Origin of the sequence: Amphritea sp. (assembly GCF_016744155.1) — a bacterium.
In the GTDB taxonomy this organism is placed as follows: domain Bacteria; phylum Pseudomonadota; class Gammaproteobacteria; order Pseudomonadales; family Balneatricaceae; genus Amphritea.
Window position 1 is genome coordinate 234218 of sequence record NZ_JADGEW010000001.1, and the last position, 19593, is coordinate 253810.

Annotated in this window: 15 protein-coding genes; 4 read left to right on the plus strand and 11 right to left on the minus strand. The window is 48.1% G+C overall.

From position 1 onward, the window contains the following. Positions 1-16 precede the first annotated feature (16 nt). The gene (locus tag QZZ54_RS01095) at positions 17-1333 is read left to right on the plus strand and encodes a HAMP domain-containing sensor histidine kinase (protein ID WP_290697378.1); all 1317 of its coding nucleotides are present in this window, start codon (positions 17-19) and stop codon (positions 1331-1333) included. Here the strand turns inward: QZZ54_RS01095 and QZZ54_RS01100 are convergent. The 10 genes from QZZ54_RS01100 to glnK (QZZ54_RS01145) form a co-directional block, all read right to left on the minus strand. Then, on the minus strand, positions 1313-4054 hold the full coding sequence (locus QZZ54_RS01100) for a bifunctional diguanylate cyclase/phosphodiesterase (RefSeq protein ID WP_290697381.1): 2742 nt from the start codon (positions 4052-4054) through the stop codon (positions 1313-1315). The two genes, QZZ54_RS01095 and QZZ54_RS01100, sit on opposite strands and share 21 nt — an antisense overlap. Before the next feature lie 52 nt (positions 4055-4106). Then, positions 4107-5453 carry an N-succinylarginine dihydrolase gene (astB, locus tag QZZ54_RS01105; RefSeq protein WP_290697384.1) on the minus strand — a complete coding sequence of 449 codons (1347 nt, stop codon included), beginning with the start codon at positions 5451-5453 and terminating at the stop codon, positions 4107-4109. Between the two features lie 22 nt (positions 5454-5475). After that, complete coding sequence (astD, locus tag QZZ54_RS01110) at positions 5476-6951, minus strand: succinylglutamate-semialdehyde dehydrogenase (protein ID WP_290697387.1); 1476 nt, start codon at positions 6949-6951, stop codon at positions 5476-5478. Then, positions 6952-7986 (minus strand): arginine N-succinyltransferase, encoded by a 1035-nt coding sequence (gene astA / locus QZZ54_RS01115; protein WP_290697390.1) that lies wholly within the window; start codon positions 7984-7986, stop codon positions 6952-6954. Positions 7987-7989: 3 nt separating this feature from the next. Then, the gene (locus QZZ54_RS01120) at positions 7990-8799 is read right to left on the minus strand and encodes a DUF1338 domain-containing protein (RefSeq protein WP_290697393.1); all 810 of its coding nucleotides are present in this window, start codon (positions 8797-8799) and stop codon (positions 7990-7992) included. After that, entirely contained in the window at positions 8789-10051 is a 1263-nt protein-coding gene (locus tag QZZ54_RS01125; protein ID WP_290697396.1) for a hydrolase, read from the minus strand. The genes QZZ54_RS01120 and QZZ54_RS01125 overlap by 11 nt, the downstream gene beginning before the upstream one ends. 14 nt (positions 10052-10065) lie before the next feature. Further along, positions 10066-11280: an aspartate aminotransferase family protein gene (locus QZZ54_RS01130; protein ID WP_290697399.1), complete on the minus strand. Its 1215-nt coding sequence runs from the start codon at positions 11278-11280 to the stop codon at positions 10066-10068. Positions 11281-11411: 131 nt separating this feature from the next. Next, positions 11412-11750, minus strand: coding sequence for a P-II family nitrogen regulator (gene glnK / locus QZZ54_RS01135; protein ID WP_290697402.1), 339 nt, complete (start codon positions 11748-11750; stop codon positions 11412-11414). Between the two features lie 179 nt (positions 11751-11929). Then, on the minus strand, positions 11930-13189 hold the full coding sequence (locus QZZ54_RS01140) for an ammonium transporter (RefSeq protein WP_290697405.1): 1260 nt from the start codon (positions 13187-13189) through the stop codon (positions 11930-11932). A 50-nt stretch (positions 13190-13239) separates the two neighbouring features. Continuing rightward, the gene (glnK, locus tag QZZ54_RS01145; protein ID WP_290697407.1) at positions 13240-13578 is read right to left on the minus strand and encodes a P-II family nitrogen regulator; all 339 of its coding nucleotides are present in this window, start codon (positions 13576-13578) and stop codon (positions 13240-13242) included. A 389-nt stretch (positions 13579-13967) separates the two neighbouring features. Between glnK (QZZ54_RS01145) and QZZ54_RS01150 the strand changes: the two genes are divergently transcribed. The 3 genes from QZZ54_RS01150 (at position 13968) to QZZ54_RS01160 (ending at position 17729) form a co-directional block, all read left to right on the plus strand. After that, on the plus strand, positions 13968-14225 hold the full coding sequence (locus tag QZZ54_RS01150; RefSeq protein ID WP_290697409.1) for an accessory factor UbiK family protein: 258 nt from the start codon (positions 13968-13970) through the stop codon (positions 14223-14225). Positions 14226-14242: 17 nt separating this feature from the next. Further along, positions 14243-16159: an EAL domain-containing protein gene (locus QZZ54_RS01155; protein WP_290697411.1), complete on the plus strand. Its 1917-nt coding sequence runs from the start codon at positions 14243-14245 to the stop codon at positions 16157-16159. A gap of 70 nt (positions 16160-16229) precedes the next feature. Continuing rightward, positions 16230-17729 (plus strand): YifB family Mg chelatase-like AAA ATPase, encoded by a 1500-nt coding sequence (locus QZZ54_RS01160; RefSeq protein WP_290697414.1) that lies wholly within the window; start codon positions 16230-16232, stop codon positions 17727-17729. Here the strand turns inward: QZZ54_RS01160 and QZZ54_RS01165 are convergent. Further along, positions 17701-19440 (minus strand): GGDEF domain-containing response regulator, encoded by a 1740-nt coding sequence (locus tag QZZ54_RS01165; RefSeq protein WP_290697417.1) that lies wholly within the window; start codon positions 19438-19440, stop codon positions 17701-17703. The genes QZZ54_RS01160 and QZZ54_RS01165 overlap by 29 nt on opposite strands. Between the last annotated feature and the right edge of the window lie 153 nt (positions 19441-19593).

The window sequence follows — 19593 nt, forward strand, 5'->3', positions numbered from 1 at the left end:
TGAGGTTATCCGACTGATGAAAATTCGCTGGTATAAGCGCCTGTTTCTAAAAATATTTATGACGGTTTGGCTGACTAGTTTTCTGGTTATCGCCCTGACAGCTTTTGTTATTGGACATCTGTCTGAGCAGGAGCGTTACCGTGATGTCCTCAGTGCTAAGGCTTTAGGGCAGGCAGAATTGCTGGTTGATCGTTATGAGCGTACCGGACGGCTACCTTCTCCTAAAAGACCAAAGGACTGGCGGCGCTTCTATAAGGACCGGGATGATCATCACGAAAGACGCTTCTATCCGCCTAAGCTGCAGATTCAGGAAAAGTCGAGTGGCCAGATAATTTATGGGGTTAAGGATGATAGGGGGTTTCTTAACCCACTGATTCTGGGCTTAGTATCAGATAATGGGAAAGAGTATCGCGTCGTTGTTGAGGCGGATATTCGTCCGACATTGGCTGCCAGGTTATTCGGCTTTTTCCTATCGGTACAGGTTATATTGCTGATGTTCGTCGCAGGAATCACTGCCCTGCTGATCAGTTTGATGGTGGTGCGCCCCGTTAATCGGCTTCGCCAGTATACCCGCGATCTCTACACGGGAGATCTTAGCGCCCGAACCGATGATTGTTTGAGTCGCCGAGGTGATGAAATTGGTGAGCTGAGCCGGGAATTTAACCGGATGGCAGAGTATGTAGAGCATACGCTGCAATCGAATCAACACTTGTTACAGGATGTGTCTCATGAGCTGCGTGCTCCTTTGGCGCGGTTGCAGATGGCAGCGGGCCTGGCGGGTCAGCAGGTGCCTGAGGAGGGACAGGAGTTTATCGAGCGGATTAATCTGGAGTGCGATCGGATAAACCGACTGATCGATGAGATTCTTAGTCTGTCACGGTTGGAACAGATGGAAGTGTCTGATCAGGATTTTGCGTTGAAAACCGTCGTGGATACCCTGGTGCATGATTATCAGTTTAGCGCGCCACAGCACCCTTTAATCTGGACGTCTGTGGATTATCGTCTCAAAGGCAATCCAGCACTGTTGGAGAGAGCGCTGAATAATATCCTTGGCAATGCGGTTAAACATACTCCGGATGGCACAGAGATCCGCATTACCGCTGAGCAGTCCGACGGTAAGTTGCGACTATCTATTGTCGATAACGGGCCCGGACTGAATCAGGAACAGCTGGATAAAATGTTTAAACCTTTTGTTCGATTTACCGGGCAGCAGAATGGCTATGGATTGGGGTTAAGCATCGCTCAAAGAGCAGTGCAGCTGTTGGGGGGAACACTGACAGCACAGAGTAAACCCGGTGCTGGGTTGGTGCTGTTACTGGAGTTCTCGCTCTGACTCCTGTTTTGCTTGAGGCGAGCCTTTGAGAATGCTGTCTATGGGCTCAGGGCGACTTATCGCATAACCCTGAGCATAGTCTACGCCGAGTCGCTTCAGTCGTGCCATGATCAGATCGTTCTCTACAAATTCAGCAATGGTTTCCATTTTCATAATGTGGCCTATCTCGTTGATAGAGCGAACCATCGCCTCATCAATGGGATCGGTAATAATATCGCGAACAAACATACCGTCGATCTTAAGTAGATCGACCGGCAGGTTTTTCAGGTAGCCAAAAGATGACAGACCGCTGCCAAAATCATCTAAAGCAAAACGGCAGCCAAGCTTCTTTAATGATTTTATAAATATTTGGGCGTCTTTGAGATTGGCGATCGCGGCGGTTTCAGTGATTTCAAATTTGATCATGCGGGCGGGAACAAGGCCCTGTTCAATACTACGAATAATATATCCAAGCAGTGCATCATCCCCTAGAGACTGGCCTGAAAGGTTGATCGCAAGGGCATCTATATGGTCCAGCTGATCAATATTTTTTGTCATCCATTCAAGCGTATTCCCTATGACCCAGTGGTCGATTTGCACCGCTAGGTTGTATCGTTCTGCGGCTGGCAAGAAAGCACCAGGGGGAACTAGATTTCCTGAGGGGGTTAACAGGCGAATGAGCACCTCGTAACCGATTTTCTTATCCTCTTGCAAAGGAACAATAGGCTGGGCATAAAGTCTGAACCTATTTTCATCCAAGGCGGTATGAATTTCACTGGCCCATTGAATGTACCCTTTATGAATTAGTTGTTGTTCGTCATTGTCATTATGGATATGAATTCTGTTGCGGCCAGCATCTTTAGCGGTATAACAGGCGGTATCGACTTCCTTCATCGCTTCAACGGCCGATTCTGTGTTGTGGTCAACGGCGGTGAGTCCGACACTAATCTCTACCGAGAAGCTATGATCCTCCCACTGGAACCGAAAACCTTTTAAGTTTTTCATAATGGACTGAAGAACACGTTCAGCCTGAGCAAGACTGGCATTCTCGAAAAGTATTAAAAATTCATCGCTACCTGGTCGAGCGAGGATGTCCCGGCTACGTATCTTATCCCGAATCAGGTTACTGACCTGTCGCAGCAATTCATCCCCGGCGATGCGTCCACAAGTGTCATTGATAACCTTGAACTGATCGACATCGATAAAACCGAGGGCATGATGAGAGCGATGCTGCTGCGCCTTTTGTACTGTTAGTTCAAGTTCGTTTTCAAATTGGCGACGATTGAGTAATCCAGTCAATAGGTCATGGGTTGTCTGGAAATTCATCTCGTCTGAAATGCGCCGAACTTCGGTGATATCTTCCTGCTGGGCAATAAAATGAGTGATTTCCCCCTGGGTGTTGGTAATAGGGGAGATGATCTCCTCTGCCCAGTAGAGCTCGCCGTTCTTTTTCTTGTTATGGAAGACCCCCCGCCATTCCTGACCAGCGAGTAGTGTTTCCCAGAGGTTTTCGTAAATTTCTGAAGTGGTTTCGCCAGAGTTTAGTATGCGAGGGTTTTTGCCAATGACCTCCTCAGGGTCGTAGCCGGTTATATCGGTAAACCGATGGTTTACATATTCTATCTGCCCCCCGACATCGGTTATTACTACTACATTCGGACTTTGCTCTACGGCCATGGAAAGTTTTTTAAGGGTGCTGGTGGTGCTTTGTTGCTCCGTGGCATCGTTGAATACCGCCACCCCCCCGCTAACGTTGCCCTGATTATCCCGCATAGGCACAAACTCGGCGATCAGGTAGATCTTTTTATGGCCGGTTACCGTGGTGTAAGGGCCTTCAAATTGGCCTATTTTTCCCTGTAGTGATTTTTGTAACGCGCTGAGGAGTTGCTCGTCCTGTAAGTTTTCGAGCATATTAAAACCGGTCAGAACATCTTCTGTGCTACCTAATATCTCCAAAAACCGCTGATTCATCATGGAAATGACAGAATTCTTGTCGTAGTGAAAAATTCCGGCAGGAGAATGTTCAATGATTGAACTAAGCTGTTTTTCACTGTCGTGGAGCTGTTGCGTTCGTTCGCCAACACTTTTTTCGAGTTCTTTTGCCCAACGCCGTTGGGCCGAAGAAAAGGTGAACATTACCGGGATTAGAAAGAGTAAAAATATGATCGCCAGTCCCATTTGTTGAGTCAGGCGTTGATTTAGCAGGGCTTCAATATGACTTATTTCAATGTCTGCTGCGGTTACATAAAAAGTACCATCAGATGAGTATTTAGGGATAAATACACTGCGGAATCTTCCCCATCTATCCGTGATCTCAAAAAACATCTGCTGACGTTTGGAAAATACGTCTTCTATTCTGGGGTCGACATCATCATAGAGGAGGTAATAGTTGTATAGATCTTTGCTCGCTTCGAGCTCGGTGTTAGTAACATTGGCGCTGGAGAAATAGATTTTATCTTCCTGTTTTACCAGGGTATAGATGTAGATAGCCTCGGAGTTACGGGTGTATTCCGTTAATTTAAGGGTGTTTTCGAGGTCGTCAGCCGGATCAATATCGCCCGGTTGCATGCCTTTGTGATGAAAACCATCTGGTAGTAGAAGAGGGGCTGCCAGAGCATTTGAAATTAACGCACTATCAATCTTTTGATAGATCCGTTCTTTCTCTCGTTGATAATCCCAGGCGAGAAAAACCAATATCCAGGCTATATAGACCAGGACTGCGATGTAAACCCGGTTGCTCATTTTAAAAGTCATAGACGCAGTATAGATTTTAATACAGCAAAAGTTTTCACTCTTATACCTGAAACGGGTAGAGTTTTGGTAGGTCGATAATATTAGTCAGATCATCTAAAGCTGTTTCTATCTCGAGTGGCAGGTTTGGGTCTGCAAGATCATCAGGTTTTAGTTCTTCTCTGTAGTGTTTATTAATCCAGATTTTTAGCTGGGAATAGAGGCTGAAGTCTAGCAGTACAGCAGGATGCAGAGTGCTTAACTCCGCGTCATTCATCGGTACTCGCAAGCGAAGGCAAGCAGGCCCTCCACCGTTATTCATGCTCTGGGTCAGGTCGACATACTCAACGTCTGAAACCGGATTGTCGCCCTGTATTAACCACTCTATAGAGGCTAGCACCCGGCTAGATTGCAGGCAGTTTGTAGGCGCGAGTAGGCGCATGTTTTGATCACCCTGGCTGATCAGCTGGCTATTAAAAAGATAGCTGGATACCGCTTCGCTGACGGTTAATATTTTATCGCTGAATTCGGTAATAATTAGAGGCTGATCGGTACCAGGGTTTAATTGCCGCCATTGTTCCCTAAGCGTTCTCAGAAGTTGTTCTTGGTCAATCAGAGTCTGCTGATGCAGCATTAGAAAGTTTCGATGACCCACGCAAATAACATCATTGTGGAATACGCCTTGATCTATCGCTTCAGGTTTTTGTTGTGCCAGTAGTCGATTGCCAGAAGGTAACAGGTGTTGACGAGCTATAGCCTCACAAGCTTCGCGGGTCTGACGGGCAGGGTAAACCCGAGGTGCGATGTTGCTGTTGTCCCGCCCGTATACGAATAAATTTATACCGGGATGGCTATGATCCGGGCAGAGCCGGGTGTGGTTGGCGGCCCCTTCATCGGCAAAGTTGCTCTGGCTGGGAAGCGGCGGGTGGTGGCAGAAGTAGGCCGGATCATTGAAGATACGCTGTAGCATAGGTGCGGTATAGTTCGCTTCAATTGATCGGTGCAAAGAGGTCGTCAGGTTTGCTGGGGTAAAATGGATTCGGCCGTCTGTGCTGTCTCTACTGGCGGTTATCGTGGCAGCATTGGCCGACCACATGGTCGATGCCGAGTAACAGGCGGCTAATAAGTGCGGAGCTGTTCGGTACGCTTGTCTGACAATATGATCGATAGAACCTGAGAACCCGAGATTGCGCAGTGTTGCTATATCTGGTCGGGGAGCGGGGGGCAGTACGCCCTGAGGTTGTCCGAGTTGAACCAGATGCCACATTTTTTCCAGGCCCTGTAATGCAGCCAAGCGGGGAAAGGCGACCTCTCCTTTATGTTTGTCTGAGGCGATATTCCCCAAAGATAGTCCCGCGTAGTTGTGGCTAGGGCCGATCAGTCCATCAAAATTAACTTCCTGATAGTGCATGGCAAGGCTCCATCATTTCGGCTTAGAGTTTTAGTCCGGGGCTGAGTGTTTCAGGCATTATTAGCGAGGCACTTTCTATGGAGGAAACCGGGTAACTACAGTAATCCGTTGCGTAATAGGCGGAGGGTCGGTGATTACCGCTAATGCCGCATCCCCCGAATGGAAGACCGCTGCTGGCACCGGTCAGTGGTCGATTCCAGTTTATGATTCCTGCAGATATCTGGCGCTGAAAATGCTCATATTGTTCGCGATCATCGCTGAATATCCCAGCTGAGAGGCCAAATGCGGTATTGTTTGCATGGCTTATGGCTGCATCAAAGCTCTGATAGCGGATAACCTGCAGCAAAGGACCGAAGTGCTCAGTATCCGGAGATTCTGAAATGGATGAAACATCCATAATAGCTGGAGACACAAGAGTTCCTGCACTATTGCGGATCTGGCCTTCAAGCAGCACTGAACCTCCGGCCTCTATCATCTGCTGTTGGGTCAGGAGGATAGAGTCAGCAGCTGTTTTGCTAATGAGGGTTCCCATAAAGGGTTGTGGCTCGGCGTTATACTCTCCAATAAGAATCTGGCTACTGGATACTGTGAGCTGTTCAACAAATTGATCGCCCCAACTACTATCAGGCACGAGCAAGCGTCGGGCGCAGGTGCAGCGCTGCCCGGCACTGATAAAGGCAGAAATAATAGTATCGTGCACTGCTGCCTTCAGGTTTTCTACCGGGGTTATCAGCAGCGGATTATTACCGCCCATCTCCAGTGCTAGAATTTTCTCCGGGCGCCCACCAAATTGGCGGTGTAATAGTTGACCCGTGGTGGCACTGCCGGTGAAAAACAGGCCATCAATGTCAGGATCTGAGGCGAGGGCTTTACCGGTTTCACTGTTTCCCTGCACCAGATTCAGAACCCCATCAGGCAGTTCTGCTTTTTGCCAGAGGTGGAGCATGAGTTCGGCGCACCGGGGGGTTAGTTCACTGGGCTTGAAGACCACCGTATTACCGGCCAGCAGCGCCGGAATAATATGCCCATTAGGCAGGTGCAGGGGGAAATTATAGGGGCCGAATATGGCGACGACACCGTGGGGCTTATGGCGTAAGACCAGATCGCCCATGGCGCTATGTTCTATCCGGGTACCACAACGCTCCTGGTGGGCTTTGATAGAGATATCTGCTTTGGCTATCATCGCCGCTATCTCAGTACGGCTTTCCCAGAGGGGTTTGCCGGTTTCCTGACCTATAGTGTCTGCCAACAGCTCTGAATATTTAGTAATCAGTTCTGTGAAGCGTTTAACGTAACTCTGGCGTTGTTCGAAGGCCATTTCTTTCCAGCGGATTGAGGCCTTTTTAGCAGCAGCGATGGCTTGTTCTACCTGAAGTTCGGAAGCGCAGTAGCCCTCCCATATTCGCTGTTTTGATGCAGGGTTAAGTGAGGTGAATTTTTTACCAGTGCCCTGCACCCAGCGACCATTTATAAAGAGTGATGCTGTTGATTTCATCATTCAGCTCCTGTGCTTTAAAGGCACTACCCGTAGCTGGTCACCATCACTCACTTTCAGTCGATGGCAAAGTTCAGCTGGGAGGGTTATTTTTCCTTCAGAGGGCGCGATCTGAACTACAGTGCAGCGAAAGTCTTGCAGTTGAGTGTTACAGACTAGATATGCACAGTTGTGTTCCAGTACCGGCCCTGTATGTACAGAGACAAAAAGGCTTTTTCGTATCGCCCTGATATCTTTTATTTCGCAGGCCAGGGTTGGACCGCCATCGAAGATATCGATATATTTTTCATATCGAAACCCCTCAGTTTCGAGGAGCTTCCTGGCCGGAACTGTATTTTGATGGACCTCACCGATCACCTGCTGAGCTGATTCAGGCAGCAGGTGGATATAGATTGAATGCTTTGGCATCAACTCAGCTATAAAGACCTTGTTACCGCTGCCGGTCAGATAGTCGGCTTCTGAGAACTCCATACTAAAGAAATGTTTCCCAAGGCCGTTCCAAAAAGGTGATCTGCCCTGGTTATCACTGACTCCCCGCATTTCAGCGATGACTTTATCGGGAAAACGTTCTCTGAATTGAGCCATAAAGAGAAAACGGCAGCGAGACAGCAAGGCACCGTTGTTATCCCGCCGGTATTCCGGATCCAGGTAGAGAGTACATACCTCGGCGTAACCGGTGAAATCGTTGCAGAGATAGAGGGTTTGGAAGCTGTTATGTACGCCCAGTTCGCGGGAGGCATGCACAACCGTGCCCAGGCGATAGTGATAGAAGGGTTCACGAAGCCCCACTGCAGATTCAATACCACAGATGCCGATCAATCTTCCACTACAACTCTCTTCCAGAGCAAACAGGTAACTGTCTCCACGGGGATCGGGTGATGCTTGGCTAAAGGCTGTTTCTGAGGCTGAGATCTTTGCTTCTAGCAATGTACGGTTGCTGGGTAGGGAGGTAAATCCAGGTCCGCTCTGGTGCGCTATTTCACAGAGCCGATCCAGATCGGACAGTTTGATTGGGCGAATGATATTGAGGTCGTTCATCCGTCAACTCCTTTGCCTATCAGTACTTTGAAAAATCTTATCGGCTGACTCAGCTACAAACCCATGAAATAGAGCTCCATCCGCCTGTGGATAACGATAGGCAAATTCATAGTAGCAACCGGGTATTCTCTGGATGCCGTCTTCAAACTCAACGGATATAAGGTTTGCCCGGGTGGACGATTGAGCCAGTAACTCAGAGGGGCCGCCTTTGATTAGTCCGCCGCTGTCGTTCAGTTCGAACCCTTGTGCCAATAGAAATTGATTAACCGCACTGAGGTTAGGATGGGATTTCAGACCATTGATCAGCAGCGTAAAGTGATTTGGCTGAAACCCCATCGCATAGACCCAGGCGGCGTAGTCGCTTTCCACTTCCAGTTGTTGATAAGTATGGTAGCTGATTGGCCAGTGACGGCCGGAGTAACTGAATCCTGACTGCCGTGACTCTGAGCTATCAATGTGAGCGGTAAATTGGCGGACTGTTTCTTGTAGCGAAGGAGAGAACTGCCCGGTGAGTAGTTGGGAGATAAAGAGCTTAGGTTGGGCTGGATCAGGATGTAGAAAGTGCTGCGCAAAGAGTTTCTTGTGGGGGAAGTGATACTCACCGGCAGCAACATAACCCCTTTTGATAAAAGGATCTGCAATCCGATGAATATCAATCTGTGGAAGATCAAAGGTGCGCAGAGCGATATGATCATTGATCAACTGAGGGTTACGTTTGGCAAAGAGTTGATAAATCTTCTGGGCATCAGGATTCAGCTGTAGATAATTCTGCCACATCATCTTTAGCGTCTGATTCAATGATTCAGGTTTCATCGGACTGCTCCTGTGCTGTTGCCCTTGGTGCTTGCTTTCGATGCCTGATCCAGCGATTCGGTTGCTTGGCCAGTTGCAGTAGAATCAGTGTGCTGAGTTGGGCTCGGTGAACCAGACTTTCAATTTCGATGAACTCCTGGCTGCTGTGAATCTTTCCTCCCAGGACGCCTAGAGTGTCAACATTAGGTAACCCGGCTGCAGTGAGATTATTGCCATCGCAGCAGCCTCCGGTTGCTTCCCATACTAGCGGGGTACCTAACTGTTTTGAGCAGTCGGTCACCAGCTGAAAAAGAGACAGGTGTGGGTCATCTAAAGACTTAGGTGGGCGGCCAAAATCGCCGTGCAGGTTAAGGCTGATACCTTCTTTGAGATTGATCTGTTGCCGAATTCGTTGTAATTGCAGCTTACACCACTGCTCATCGTCGCTGATCCGGGTGCGGATATTAAAGCGACATCTAGCCTGATCGGGGACCTGATTAGTGGTAACACCACCATTCACTATGCCGACATTAAGAGTGACGCCTTCGCGTTGACCATTGAGTTTGTCTACCTCGGTGATGAATTCAGCTAGAGCGCAGATCGCATTGCGGCCCAGATGATGCTCCCGACCGGCATGGGCGGCAACTCCTTTGACGACTACTGTGAAATTGCCACTGCCTTTGCGCTCTCCGGCAAGCTGGCCATTGGGTAAAGCCGGTTCATAGATCATTCCCAGATCATGATGTGCTGCTTGTTGAGCGATAATGGAGGCAGAGCCCGGTGAGCCGATCTCTTCGTCGGGATTCAACAGGACGGTCCAACCTAAATGCTTTGTCAGAGAGGATCGCTCAAATGTTGAGAGGGCTTCTAACATAACCAGAAGTCCACCTTTCATATCACTGACCCCCGGTCCTCCCAAGGTTCGGTTATCAAGCCAGTCGCACTGTTGAAAATCGGAATCAGGTGGGAAGACGGTATCCAGATGGCCTGTGAGTAATATTTGCAGCGGGGCTTCTGGACGTTTACTCAATAAGTGAAGATTGCCGAGTGGCTGTTTAGTTTCATTGCCGTTGGTGCCGTACATAATATAGGGAGGCAGTTGAATCTGTTTATGTGTGCAATTAAGCCTCTCTTGAAAGGCCTTTGCTAAAATTGCTCCAATGTTATCAACCCCTGCTTTGTTTAGGGTCCCGGAGTTGATCAGAGCCAGTTTAATCAGCGACTCAGTTAGGCTGGTTTGTTGCTCGATTATTGAGCTCAGCAGGGCGTTCATAGAGCAACCACCGGTCAGTAACCTAATTTCAGGGCCAGCATCGCCTGAGCCAAGTGTTGTAGACCTTTATTCATATCAGGGTAGGGAATAATTAGCGAAGGGGCGAGGCGTAATACATTTGGGCCAGCGATAAGCACCATGACCCCCTGTTCTTCTGCCAGCTTTTGCAGTTCTCGAGCTTTACCCTGCCAGGATATTTTTAGTTCACAACCGATAAGTAGTCCTTCAACTCGAATATCGCGGAACAAACCTATTTTTTGATTTAGTTGCGTCAAACCGCTAAGAAACATTCGCTGACGCTGCTTTACACCGGCAAACAGGGTTGGATCATTAATGAGTTCGAGAGCTTTAGAGGCAACCGCGCAAGCCAGCGGATTGCCGCCGTAAGTACTGCCATGGGTACCAACGGTAAAGCTTTCAGCTATCACCTTAGTTGTTAGCGTAGCGCCTATAGGAAAACCACACCCCAGTGCTTTAGCAGACGTCAGGATATCCGGAATAACCTCATAATTCTGGTAAGCGAACAGGCTGCCTGAGCGGCCCATACCTGTTTGAATCTCATCAAAAATAAGCAGGGCGTTATGTTTAGTGCAGAGTGCTCGTACCCCTTCCAAAAAAAGCGGTTCAGCAGCAATAATACCGCCCTCTCCCTGAATAGGTTCGATAATCACCGCACAGGTATGGTCGGATATTTTATATTCCAGAGCGGCAAGGTCATTAAAGGGCAGGTGTGTTATATCACCGGGCAGAGGTTCGTACCCTTCGCAGTACTTAGGCTGGCCTCCGGTTGTAACGGTAAACAGTGTGCGTCCGTGGAAACTGTTATCGAAGGCGATTATCTCGGTTTTATCAGCTCCGAAGTGATCTTTTGCATATTTACGGGCAAGCTTAAGGGCTGCTTCATTGGCTTCAGCACCAGAATTTGAAAAATAAACCTGTTCAGCGAAGGTTGCCTTCGTCAACTGACTAGCAAGTTGGATAGCGGGTTCGTTGGTCCATGCATTGCTCAGGTGCCAGAGCTGCTGGCTTTGTTCCTGAAGCGTTTTGACCAGCTCCGGATGGCAGTGCCCCAAAGCATTAACTGCGATACCCCCAGCGAAGTCGATATATTCCTTTCCTGCTTGATCCCAAAGCCGGGAACCTGAACCACGTACTGGGATTACCTGGCTAGGGGCATAGTTAGGTACCATGACCTCGTCAAACAGCTTTCGGTTAATCGTTTTGTCCATATCCACAGCCTCATAAAGCAAATATATAGACAAGTTTAGACGCTGGAATGGATAGAGCTGTAATTTTGTGGGTTTTTGAAGCAAAAAAAAGCACCTATATAAGGTGCCTTATCACTGAATTAGAGCATCGCTTACAAAGCGTCAGTGCCGGTTTCGCCGGTACGAATACGGATTGCCTGTTCCAGCGGCGTAACAAAAATTTTGCCATCGCCGATTTTACCGGTATTTGCTGTTGCGCTTATCGCTTCAATAACCTGATCGACCAGGTCATCTTCAATAGCGGCTTCAATTTTTACTTTAGGAAGAAAGTCTACAACGTACTCAGCGCCGCGATAAAGCTCAGTATGGCCTTTTTGACGGCCAAAGCCTTTAACTTCAGTAACGGTAATGCCCTGAATTCCTATCTCTGACAGGGCTTCACGCACATCATCCAGTTTGAACGGCTTAATTACCGCGCTTACCAGTTTCATAATTATTATCCTCGCTTGGGTCTGTTATTTCTGCAGGTTATTCCCACAATTAACAGGCAGTTGGAGATCAATCTAATAAACTGGGTCTAGTATACCTAGAATCAATGACTTAATAAAACGGCAGAAGGGGAGCCGAAGCTCCCCTTTAGTTGTAATGTGTTTGCTCTAAGTGGGTAGGATTACTTACCAGACGTGAATTCTGGGTAAGCTTCCATACCACATTCAGCGATATCAACACCTTCGTACTCTTCCTCTTCGGTAACACGAAGCCCGATAACTGCTTTAATGATGCTCCATACAACCAGGCTGGTTCCGAACACCCATCCGAAGATAGTTGCCGCACCGATCAGCTGGCCGCTGAGGCTTACGTCACCGTTGGTAATAGGTACCAACAGCAGACCCAGCAGACCACATACACCGTGTACAGAGATCGCACCTACAGGATCATCAATGCGCAACTTGTCCAGGGTAATGATAGCGAATACAACCAGAACACCACCGAACGCACCGAATAGCGTTGCTTGCAGAGCCGTTGGCGTAGAGGGTTCAGCAGTGATGGCAACCAGACCGGCCAGTGCACCGTTCAGCAGCATTGTCAGGTCAGCTTTACCGAAAAGCATACGAGCGGTAATCAGGGCTGCAATTGCACCACCTGCGGCAGCAGCGTTGGTGTTAAGGAAAACCATTGCTACGGAGTGCGCGCTTGAGATATCGCCCAGTTTCAGAACAGAACCACCGTTGAAGCCGAACCAGCCCATCCACAGGATGAACGTTCCTAGTGTCGCCATTGGCAGGTTAGCACCTGGGATAGCGTTTACGCCGTTCGCAGTGTATTTACCTTTACGAGCACCCAATAGCAGAACACCAGCCAGTGCAGCAGCAGCACCTGCCATGTGAACAATACCGGAACCTGCAAAGTCAGAGAATCCAAGGTCACCCAGGTTGTACATACCGAAAACGTCATCGCCGTTCCAGGTCCATGCACCTTCCATTGGGTAGATAACACCAGTCATGACTACAGCGAAAGCCAGGAAAGCCCAAAGTTTCATACGCTCAGCAACAGCACCGGATACGATAGACATAGCGGTTGCTACGAAGACTACCTGGAAGAAGAAGTCAGAAGCACCAGAGTAGACAGCGCCACCATTGAAGCCTTCTTCAGCAGAATCGGCCAGAACCTGTTCTACATCTATTTCTTCGATGCCGCCTAGGAAGATACCGCCACCGTACATCAGCTCATAGCCGCAAACCAGATACATGATGCAGGCGATAGCATAGAGAGCAACGTTCTTTGTCAGGATCTCAGTGGTGTTCTTAGAGCGTACTAAGCCCGCTTCTAACATGGCGAAACCAGCCGCCATCCACATAACTAATGCCCCGCACACCAAAAAATAAAAGGTGTCCATTGCATACTGTAATTCAAAAATTTGGTTTTCCATCTTTCCCCCTGAAGCCTACGCTTAGAGTTATTGTAAGGTTGTAAAGGTTCTTACAGTGCGCTGTCGCCAGTTTCGCCGGTACGAATCCGGACCACTTCTTCAATAGACATCACGAAAATTTTTCCGTCGCCGATCTTGCCGGTCTGAGCGGTTTTGCTAATCGCTTCAACTACCTGATCAACGATGCCGTCCTCCACAGCCGCGTCGATCTTAACTTTGGGTAGAAAGTCGACTACGTACTCTGCGCCCCGGTAAAGTTCTGTATGACCCTTCTGACGGCCAAAGCCTTTCACTTCGGTAACAGTTATTCCCTGTACACCAATTTCGGAAAGCGCTTCACGAACGTCATCCAGCTTGAATGGTTTAATAATTGCTGAGATAAGCTTCATGGATCTGAATCTCCACTAAGTAAAACTGTTTTAAATAACTGCGCTGACTAAGCCGTGCAGCGGTAAATGGTATGGGCAATACAAAGCACTGCGCGTGCCAATAATTTATTAATCTTTTAACATCAGTGGGTTATTTTGATTTTTTGGTATTTTCTATGACGAATATAAGATTATTATCTATTTCAGGATGATGGGAAGGTGCACAAATTTTGTGCAGGCACTGTTTTGGTGCGAAGGTGTTGATGCTGTTTTTCGGTGCGAGCTAAAAAGCTGGCCATGTTGTTGCTATAGTTTATGTTAATGCTGCAATAACCATTTTTATGGCGGCTTTTAATATGTAACCGTATTAAAATCTTCCTCTCAAGAAATCTGTTGGATTATAAAGTTATATGATCAACCCAAAGTTACTGGAAGGTATTAGCGAACAGATTGGTCAACTGTTTGAACAGACTAAGCAACGCTCAGCTGAAGCTGAGCTTCAGCCTCAGATAAATGCTCTACTTCAGGGGGCCTTTAGACGGATGGAGCTGGTTACCCGAGAAGAGTTTGATGCGCAAAGTGCAGTTTTGGCCAGGACTCGGATTAAGCTGGAACAGCTGCGGCAGCAGTTGGAACAGTTGGAAAATTCCGCCAAACCGGATAGTTAGTCGCTTAAGGACAAACCATGAACCAGCCGATGTATGCCTGTATTGAGTCCGATTTAAGCTATCAGTTTGCTACTCAGGAATACCTGAATATGCTGGGCTGGCAGAGTGATATTACGGGTATTCAGTTGGCACAGGTCCACTCCCGTGAAACGCTGTTTGAGCTTCAACATGGCATGATGCTGGCCAGATCTAATGGCGCATCGACTTTGACCTGGCAGCCTTTTGAAGAGGATAACAGCCTGTGGCTACAGCTTGAAATATGCTGGAATCCGGTTGCTGAACTTTATATTGTCAATGCGATGCGAACTCAGCAAGCTGCTGCCCGGGAGTTAGCGCGGGATCCTGATGATGGATTATTTTTCTATACGCCACAGGCGGTGATGTTGCTCGATGATGAGAACAGAATTTACCGAGTTAACCAGAGTTTCTCAGAAATTAGCGGTTTTTCTCTTGAAGATGTCGTCGGACAGGGGCCGGGAATAGTCACTAATCGCGATATAGCGCCAGAGTTGTTTGACCATCTATGGCAACAGCTAATGCTGCGCGGCTATTGGGAAGGAGAGCTATGGAACCGACATAAAGACGGTCATAGTTACCCGGCCTGGTACAGCCTGATGGCGCTGCGGGATGACAGCTCAGAAATAACCGGATTTGTTGCTCAGTTTTCCGATATAACCAGTTGCTATAGTGATCAGCATCGCTTTACTCACACCAGTTATGATGCCCTTACCGGACTACCTGATGAACTGATGCTGCTGGATCGCCTGAATCAGCAGCTGCTTAAAGGCAACCTGTATAACCAAAGTAGCGGCCTTATTTTGCTGCAACTGGATAGTGAGGGTTGTGAAACCGAACAGGTGATAACCGCTATTGCCGCCAGACTAAGTGCCCAGGTGCGGGAATCAGACCTGTTGGCGATAGATCAGGCGAATAACTTTGTTATGGTACTAGAGCACTGTCCTGATGAGATGATTATGGAACAGTTTGCTGACCGTGTGACGGCTGTTTTACAGGAAGAGATCGACGTGTCCGGTGAGTTGGTTGCGTTTACTTTCTCCTTGGCAGGGGTCTTGGCGGATAGTTCAGGCCTAAGTGCAGAGCTGATGCTTGACCGAGCCAGACTCGTATTAGATTCTTCTGAGGGCGATACCGGCTTCCGGTTGTATGACTCATCGCTGGGCAGCGGAACAGTTCTAAGCCGAGAGGCATTAATAGCGGGTGTCTCCGATGGCGGATTGCAGATACGTTTTAATCCTGTTTATGCGTTAGAAGGACATCATCTAACGGCGGCTGAAGTGACTTTGTCGATGAACCACCCTCAGCAGGGGACTCTCTCGCCGGAGCAATTTATTCCCCAGCTGTCCCGCTATGGCTTGTTGGATGAGTATCATCAACAACTAGAGCGGCAACTGTCTCCCATGATTAAACTTTGGGGGGGCTTTGATCAATTTCACAACCTCTGTATTCGGTTGCAGGATGAAGAGCTATTCTCTGTAGCGGTTATTGGCAATCTTATTCGCTTAATGGTCAAAGCGGGACTGCCTCCGCAACGGCTTATGGTGATCTTAAATTCCACACAGGTTCATCTTTTTCCTGATGAAATTGAAGAGATTAAGGCCAAAGGTGTGCTGCTTCTACTGGATCTGCAAGAAGACTTTTTAGAAGGGCTTCCAGATCAGCTTTTTCCTGATATGTTGCTGTTGAATGCAGAACTGGTTGAACAGCAGATGCGTGATAATAAGTTCATGCGAAATGTTGAACACCTGATCTTTTTGGCCAGAGAAAATGGTCTGGAAGTTATGGCTGAGGGTGTTCGCACAACTGGGCAGATGACCCGGTTAACGCTGCAGGGATGTAGTCGTATGAGTGGTAAATACGTCGGCCGTGATCTCTCATTAGAGCAGCTGATCGAACGGTTAGATCTGGAGCATTAACTCGCCTGGATAAGTTCAGGCATAATAAATAAACGTATTCAAAATTTCCTTAATCCATGGACGGATTATTATGACACTGGCAATAGTTCACACCCGAGCTCAACTCGGAATTCAATCACCTCTGGTTGCAGTAGAGGTTCATCTGTCGGGCGGTCTGCCTAGTTTTGCAATTGTTGGAATGCCTGAAACCGGTGTAAAAGAGAGTCGGGAACGGGTTCGCAGCTCTCTGTTGAATAGCGGTTTTGAGTTTCCTGCACGCCGTATCACCGTGAATCTGGCGCCAGCCGATCTACCAAAAGAGGGCGGCCGTTATGATTTGGCGATAGCGATCGGTATTCTTATCGCCAGCAAGCAACTGCCAGAGCACTGCGCTGATGACTTTGAGTTTCTGGCTGAACTGGCGTTGTCAGGTGCTTTACGTTCTGTTTCTGGTGTTCTTCCGGTTGCTCGTAGCTGTCGGGCGGCGGGACGAAGCCTATGGCTGGCAGTTGAGAGTCTGCAGGAGGCGCGGCTAGTTAATGGGCTTCAGCTGTTTGGTGCAGACTCGCTTTTGGCGGTTAGTAATCACCTTTCAGGTGTCCAGCGGATTGAGCCGGCGGTCGCAAATGAACCAGTAGCGATTGCGTCTTCCGGCTCAGATATGTCTGATGTAAGAGGACAATATCAAGCTAAGCGGGCATTAGAAATAGCGGCGGGTGGAGGGCATAACTTACTGCTTTGTGGCCCGCCAGGTAGTGGGAAAAGTATGCTGGCAAGTCGTTTGCCGGGCATTCTTCCACCACTGGAATCCGATGAATTACTTGATATAGCCGCTATTTATTCTATAGCGGGGGTTAAGGATGTGAGGCTATTTGCCGGTATTCGACCGTTTCGTAATCCTCATCATACGGCCTCGGCAGTGGCGCTGGTGGGTGGTGGGAGTAATCCTCGCCCCGGTGAGATATCTCTGGCGCATCAAGGGGTTTTATTCCTGGATGAATTGCCGGAATACAGTCGTCAGGTGCTGGAAGTAATGCGTGAACCCTTAGAATCCGGCGAGATACATATCTCCCGGGCTGCGTTGCAAGCTAGTTTTCCCGCGCGCTTTCAATTGATTGCTGCGATGAACCCTTGCCCCTGTGGCTATAGAGGGGATCAGAGCGACCGGTGCCGCTGTACGACTGATCAGGTTCAGCGTTATCAAGGTAAAATCTCCGGCCCGTTGCTGGACCGGATAGACCTGCAGAGCTGGGTGCCGGGGTTAACTCCGGAGCAGTTGATGGGACCGGTTGAAGACAGTGAGAGTAGTGTTCAGATAAGGGAGAGGGTTATAAATGCCCGAGTCCGCCAGTTGCAAAGACAGGGGTGTGTCAACGATCAGCTTGGCGTTAAAGAGCTGGAACGATACTGTCCATTGGGTGCAGAGCAGGAGACTCTGTTAATGCAGGCGATGAGCCGAATGGGGTTGTCTGCCCGGGCAACGCATCGGGTGTTAAAGGTCTCAAGAACAATTGCGGATCTGAATGACGAATCAGACATTGGCAGTGCAGCGCTTTTAGAAGCTATTGGTTTACGGCGGTCTCCGCTGTGATCTGATAGCCGTTCTTCAGAAGCTCTTTAAACTCTTCATAGGGGACGGGCTTACTGTATAGGTAGCCCTGGGCTTGGTGACAACCAAAGCTGGCGAGGAAATTAAGTTGCAGCGCGGTTTCTACCCCTTCAGCAATAACTTCTTTGTTCAAGCTGTGAGCCAAGCGAATAATCGCTTTCACTATCTCTCGGTCATCGGGGTTTTTACTCACACCTGAAACAAAAGAACGGTCAATTTTCAGGCTGCTGATAGGCAGTGTTTGCAGTAGCGAGAAAGAAGAGTAACCGGTTCCAAAATCATCCAAAGAGAAGTTTATACCCAGTTTATGAAGCTCTTCGATACCTTCCCGAACATGCAGTTCATTATTGAACAGAGCAGATTCTGTTAATTCAAATTCCAGGATTGAGGTGTCGATAGAGTATTTTTCGATCAGGCGCTGGATTGTTCTGCAGAGATAGCTGTCCTGGAACTGCCTGAAGGAAAGATTGATACTGAGCCTTTCAATCTCTAAACCGCTTGCCTGAAGCTTTTGAATATCTTCGCCAGCCTGCTGAATCACCCAATAACCAATAGGTACAATCAGGCCGGTGCGTTCTGCCGTTGGAATGAAGGCATCCGGGAAAATTAGCCCTTTTTCCGGATGTCTCCAGCGAACCAATCCTTCAGCTCCAATAATTTTGCCACTGGTAATATCAACTCTGGGTTGATAGAAAAGTTCGAACTCATTACGGCGAATAGCGCTGATTAGCTCGGGTTCAATGGCAACCTGAGACTCGTCGGAATGCCGCTGTTTCTGATCAAAAATTACATAGCTGCAACTGCTGGTTTCTTTTGCCTTAACTCTGGCTTGGGTTGCCTGATGAACTAATGTGTCTATTTCGCAGCTGTGCTCTGGTGCCAGAGCGACCCCGATACTACAGGGAAGAATGTTTTCCAGCTCATTGTAGAGGTAAGGTTCAGTTAGACTGTGAAGTATCTGATAGCAGAGCTGGGTCGCCTGATGGGTCAGGTTCTCTTCGACTGGTGATTCTAGTAGCAGAACAAATTCATCATTTCCCAATCGTGATAACTGGCCAGGGATAAGTGCTGCAAGTCGTTGGCTCATCTCTTTAACGATGATATCGCCTGCAGAATAGCCGTTGATATTATTAAACTGTCGGAAACCGTCCAGATCGACGCTAATCAAGGCTAAATGGGTAGACGTTTTTCCATTTCTGATCAGTTTCAGCTTTTGTGCTAGTTGTTTATAAAATTGTTGCCGGTTTTTCATACCGGTTAGCGGGTCGAGCTGGTTCAGCCGGGTTATTTCGCTATTGTACTGGCCAACCATAAGGTTATAGCGAATCACTCTCTTAAGCGTTTCATCGGTCAGCTCTGAAGTGATAATGACGTCATTGGCACGCCAGAGCATAAACTCATCGATACGGTCTGAATTAAATTGATGATCAAACAGAATAACGGGGATAAGGGGGTATTGCTGTCGCAGGAAATGTAATTCTGAAAGGGCGTTAGTATCAGTAAAACAGGTATGTAGGAAAATAAGTTTTAAGTCACCTTGCTCTAGCTTATCGGAGGCTTGGTCAAAACTACAGAGTTGAACATTACAGCGATTTTGTTCCAACCGATCGACGAGCGCAGCGGCGTCAAAGCCACAGCTATCGATGACCAGGCATTGTACTTGTTCTGTATCGCTGCGAGTTACAGATAACATATTTAATATACTTGAGTAAAAACAACCATGTTTATACTCGTTTATTTCTACTGATAAGACAATTCAATCCATGCGATAATTGTCACCCGGTAGGCCTCTTAAGAGTAACACGTCACACCATTCAGTCAAACAAGCGTTCCACTGATTTTTCTA

Coding starts and splice junctions, on each gene's coding strand:
- QZZ54_RS01095 (WP_290697378.1), top strand. CDS start 17: ATGAAAATTCGCTGGTATAAGCGCCTGTTTCTAAAAATATTTATGACG.
- QZZ54_RS01100 (WP_290697381.1), bottom strand. CDS start 4,054: ATGAGCAACCGGGTTTACATCGCAGTCCTGGTCTATATAGCCTGGATA.
- astB (WP_290697384.1), bottom strand. CDS start 5,453: ATGCACTATCAGGAAGTTAATTTTGATGGACTGATCGGCCCTAGCCAC.
- astD (WP_290697387.1), bottom strand. CDS start 6,951: ATGATGAAATCAACAGCATCACTCTTTATAAATGGTCGCTGGGTGCAG.
- astA (WP_290697390.1), bottom strand. CDS start 7,986: ATGAACGACCTCAATATCATTCGCCCAATCAAACTGTCCGATCTGGAT.
- QZZ54_RS01120 (WP_290697393.1), bottom strand. CDS start 8,799: ATGAAACCTGAATCATTGAATCAGACGCTAAAGATGATGTGGCAGAAT.
- QZZ54_RS01125 (WP_290697396.1), bottom strand. CDS start 10,051: ATGAACGCCCTGCTGAGCTCAATAATCGAGCAACAAACCAGCCTAACT.
- QZZ54_RS01130 (WP_290697399.1), bottom strand. CDS start 11,280: ATGGACAAAACGATTAACCGAAAGCTGTTTGACGAGGTCATGGTACCT.
- glnK (WP_290697402.1), bottom strand. CDS start 11,750: ATGAAACTGGTAAGCGCGGTAATTAAGCCGTTCAAACTGGATGATGTG.
- QZZ54_RS01140 (WP_290697405.1), bottom strand. CDS start 13,189: ATGGAAAACCAAATTTTTGAATTACAGTATGCAATGGACACCTTTTAT.
- glnK (WP_290697407.1), bottom strand. CDS start 13,578: ATGAAGCTTATCTCAGCAATTATTAAACCATTCAAGCTGGATGACGTT.
- QZZ54_RS01150 (WP_290697409.1), top strand. CDS start 13,968: ATGATCAACCCAAAGTTACTGGAAGGTATTAGCGAACAGATTGGTCAA.
- QZZ54_RS01155 (WP_290697411.1), top strand. CDS start 14,243: ATGAACCAGCCGATGTATGCCTGTATTGAGTCCGATTTAAGCTATCAG.
- QZZ54_RS01160 (WP_290697414.1), top strand. CDS start 16,230: ATGACACTGGCAATAGTTCACACCCGAGCTCAACTCGGAATTCAATCA.
- QZZ54_RS01165 (WP_290697417.1), bottom strand. CDS start 19,440: ATGTTATCTGTAACTCGCAGCGATACAGAACAAGTACAATGCCTGGTC.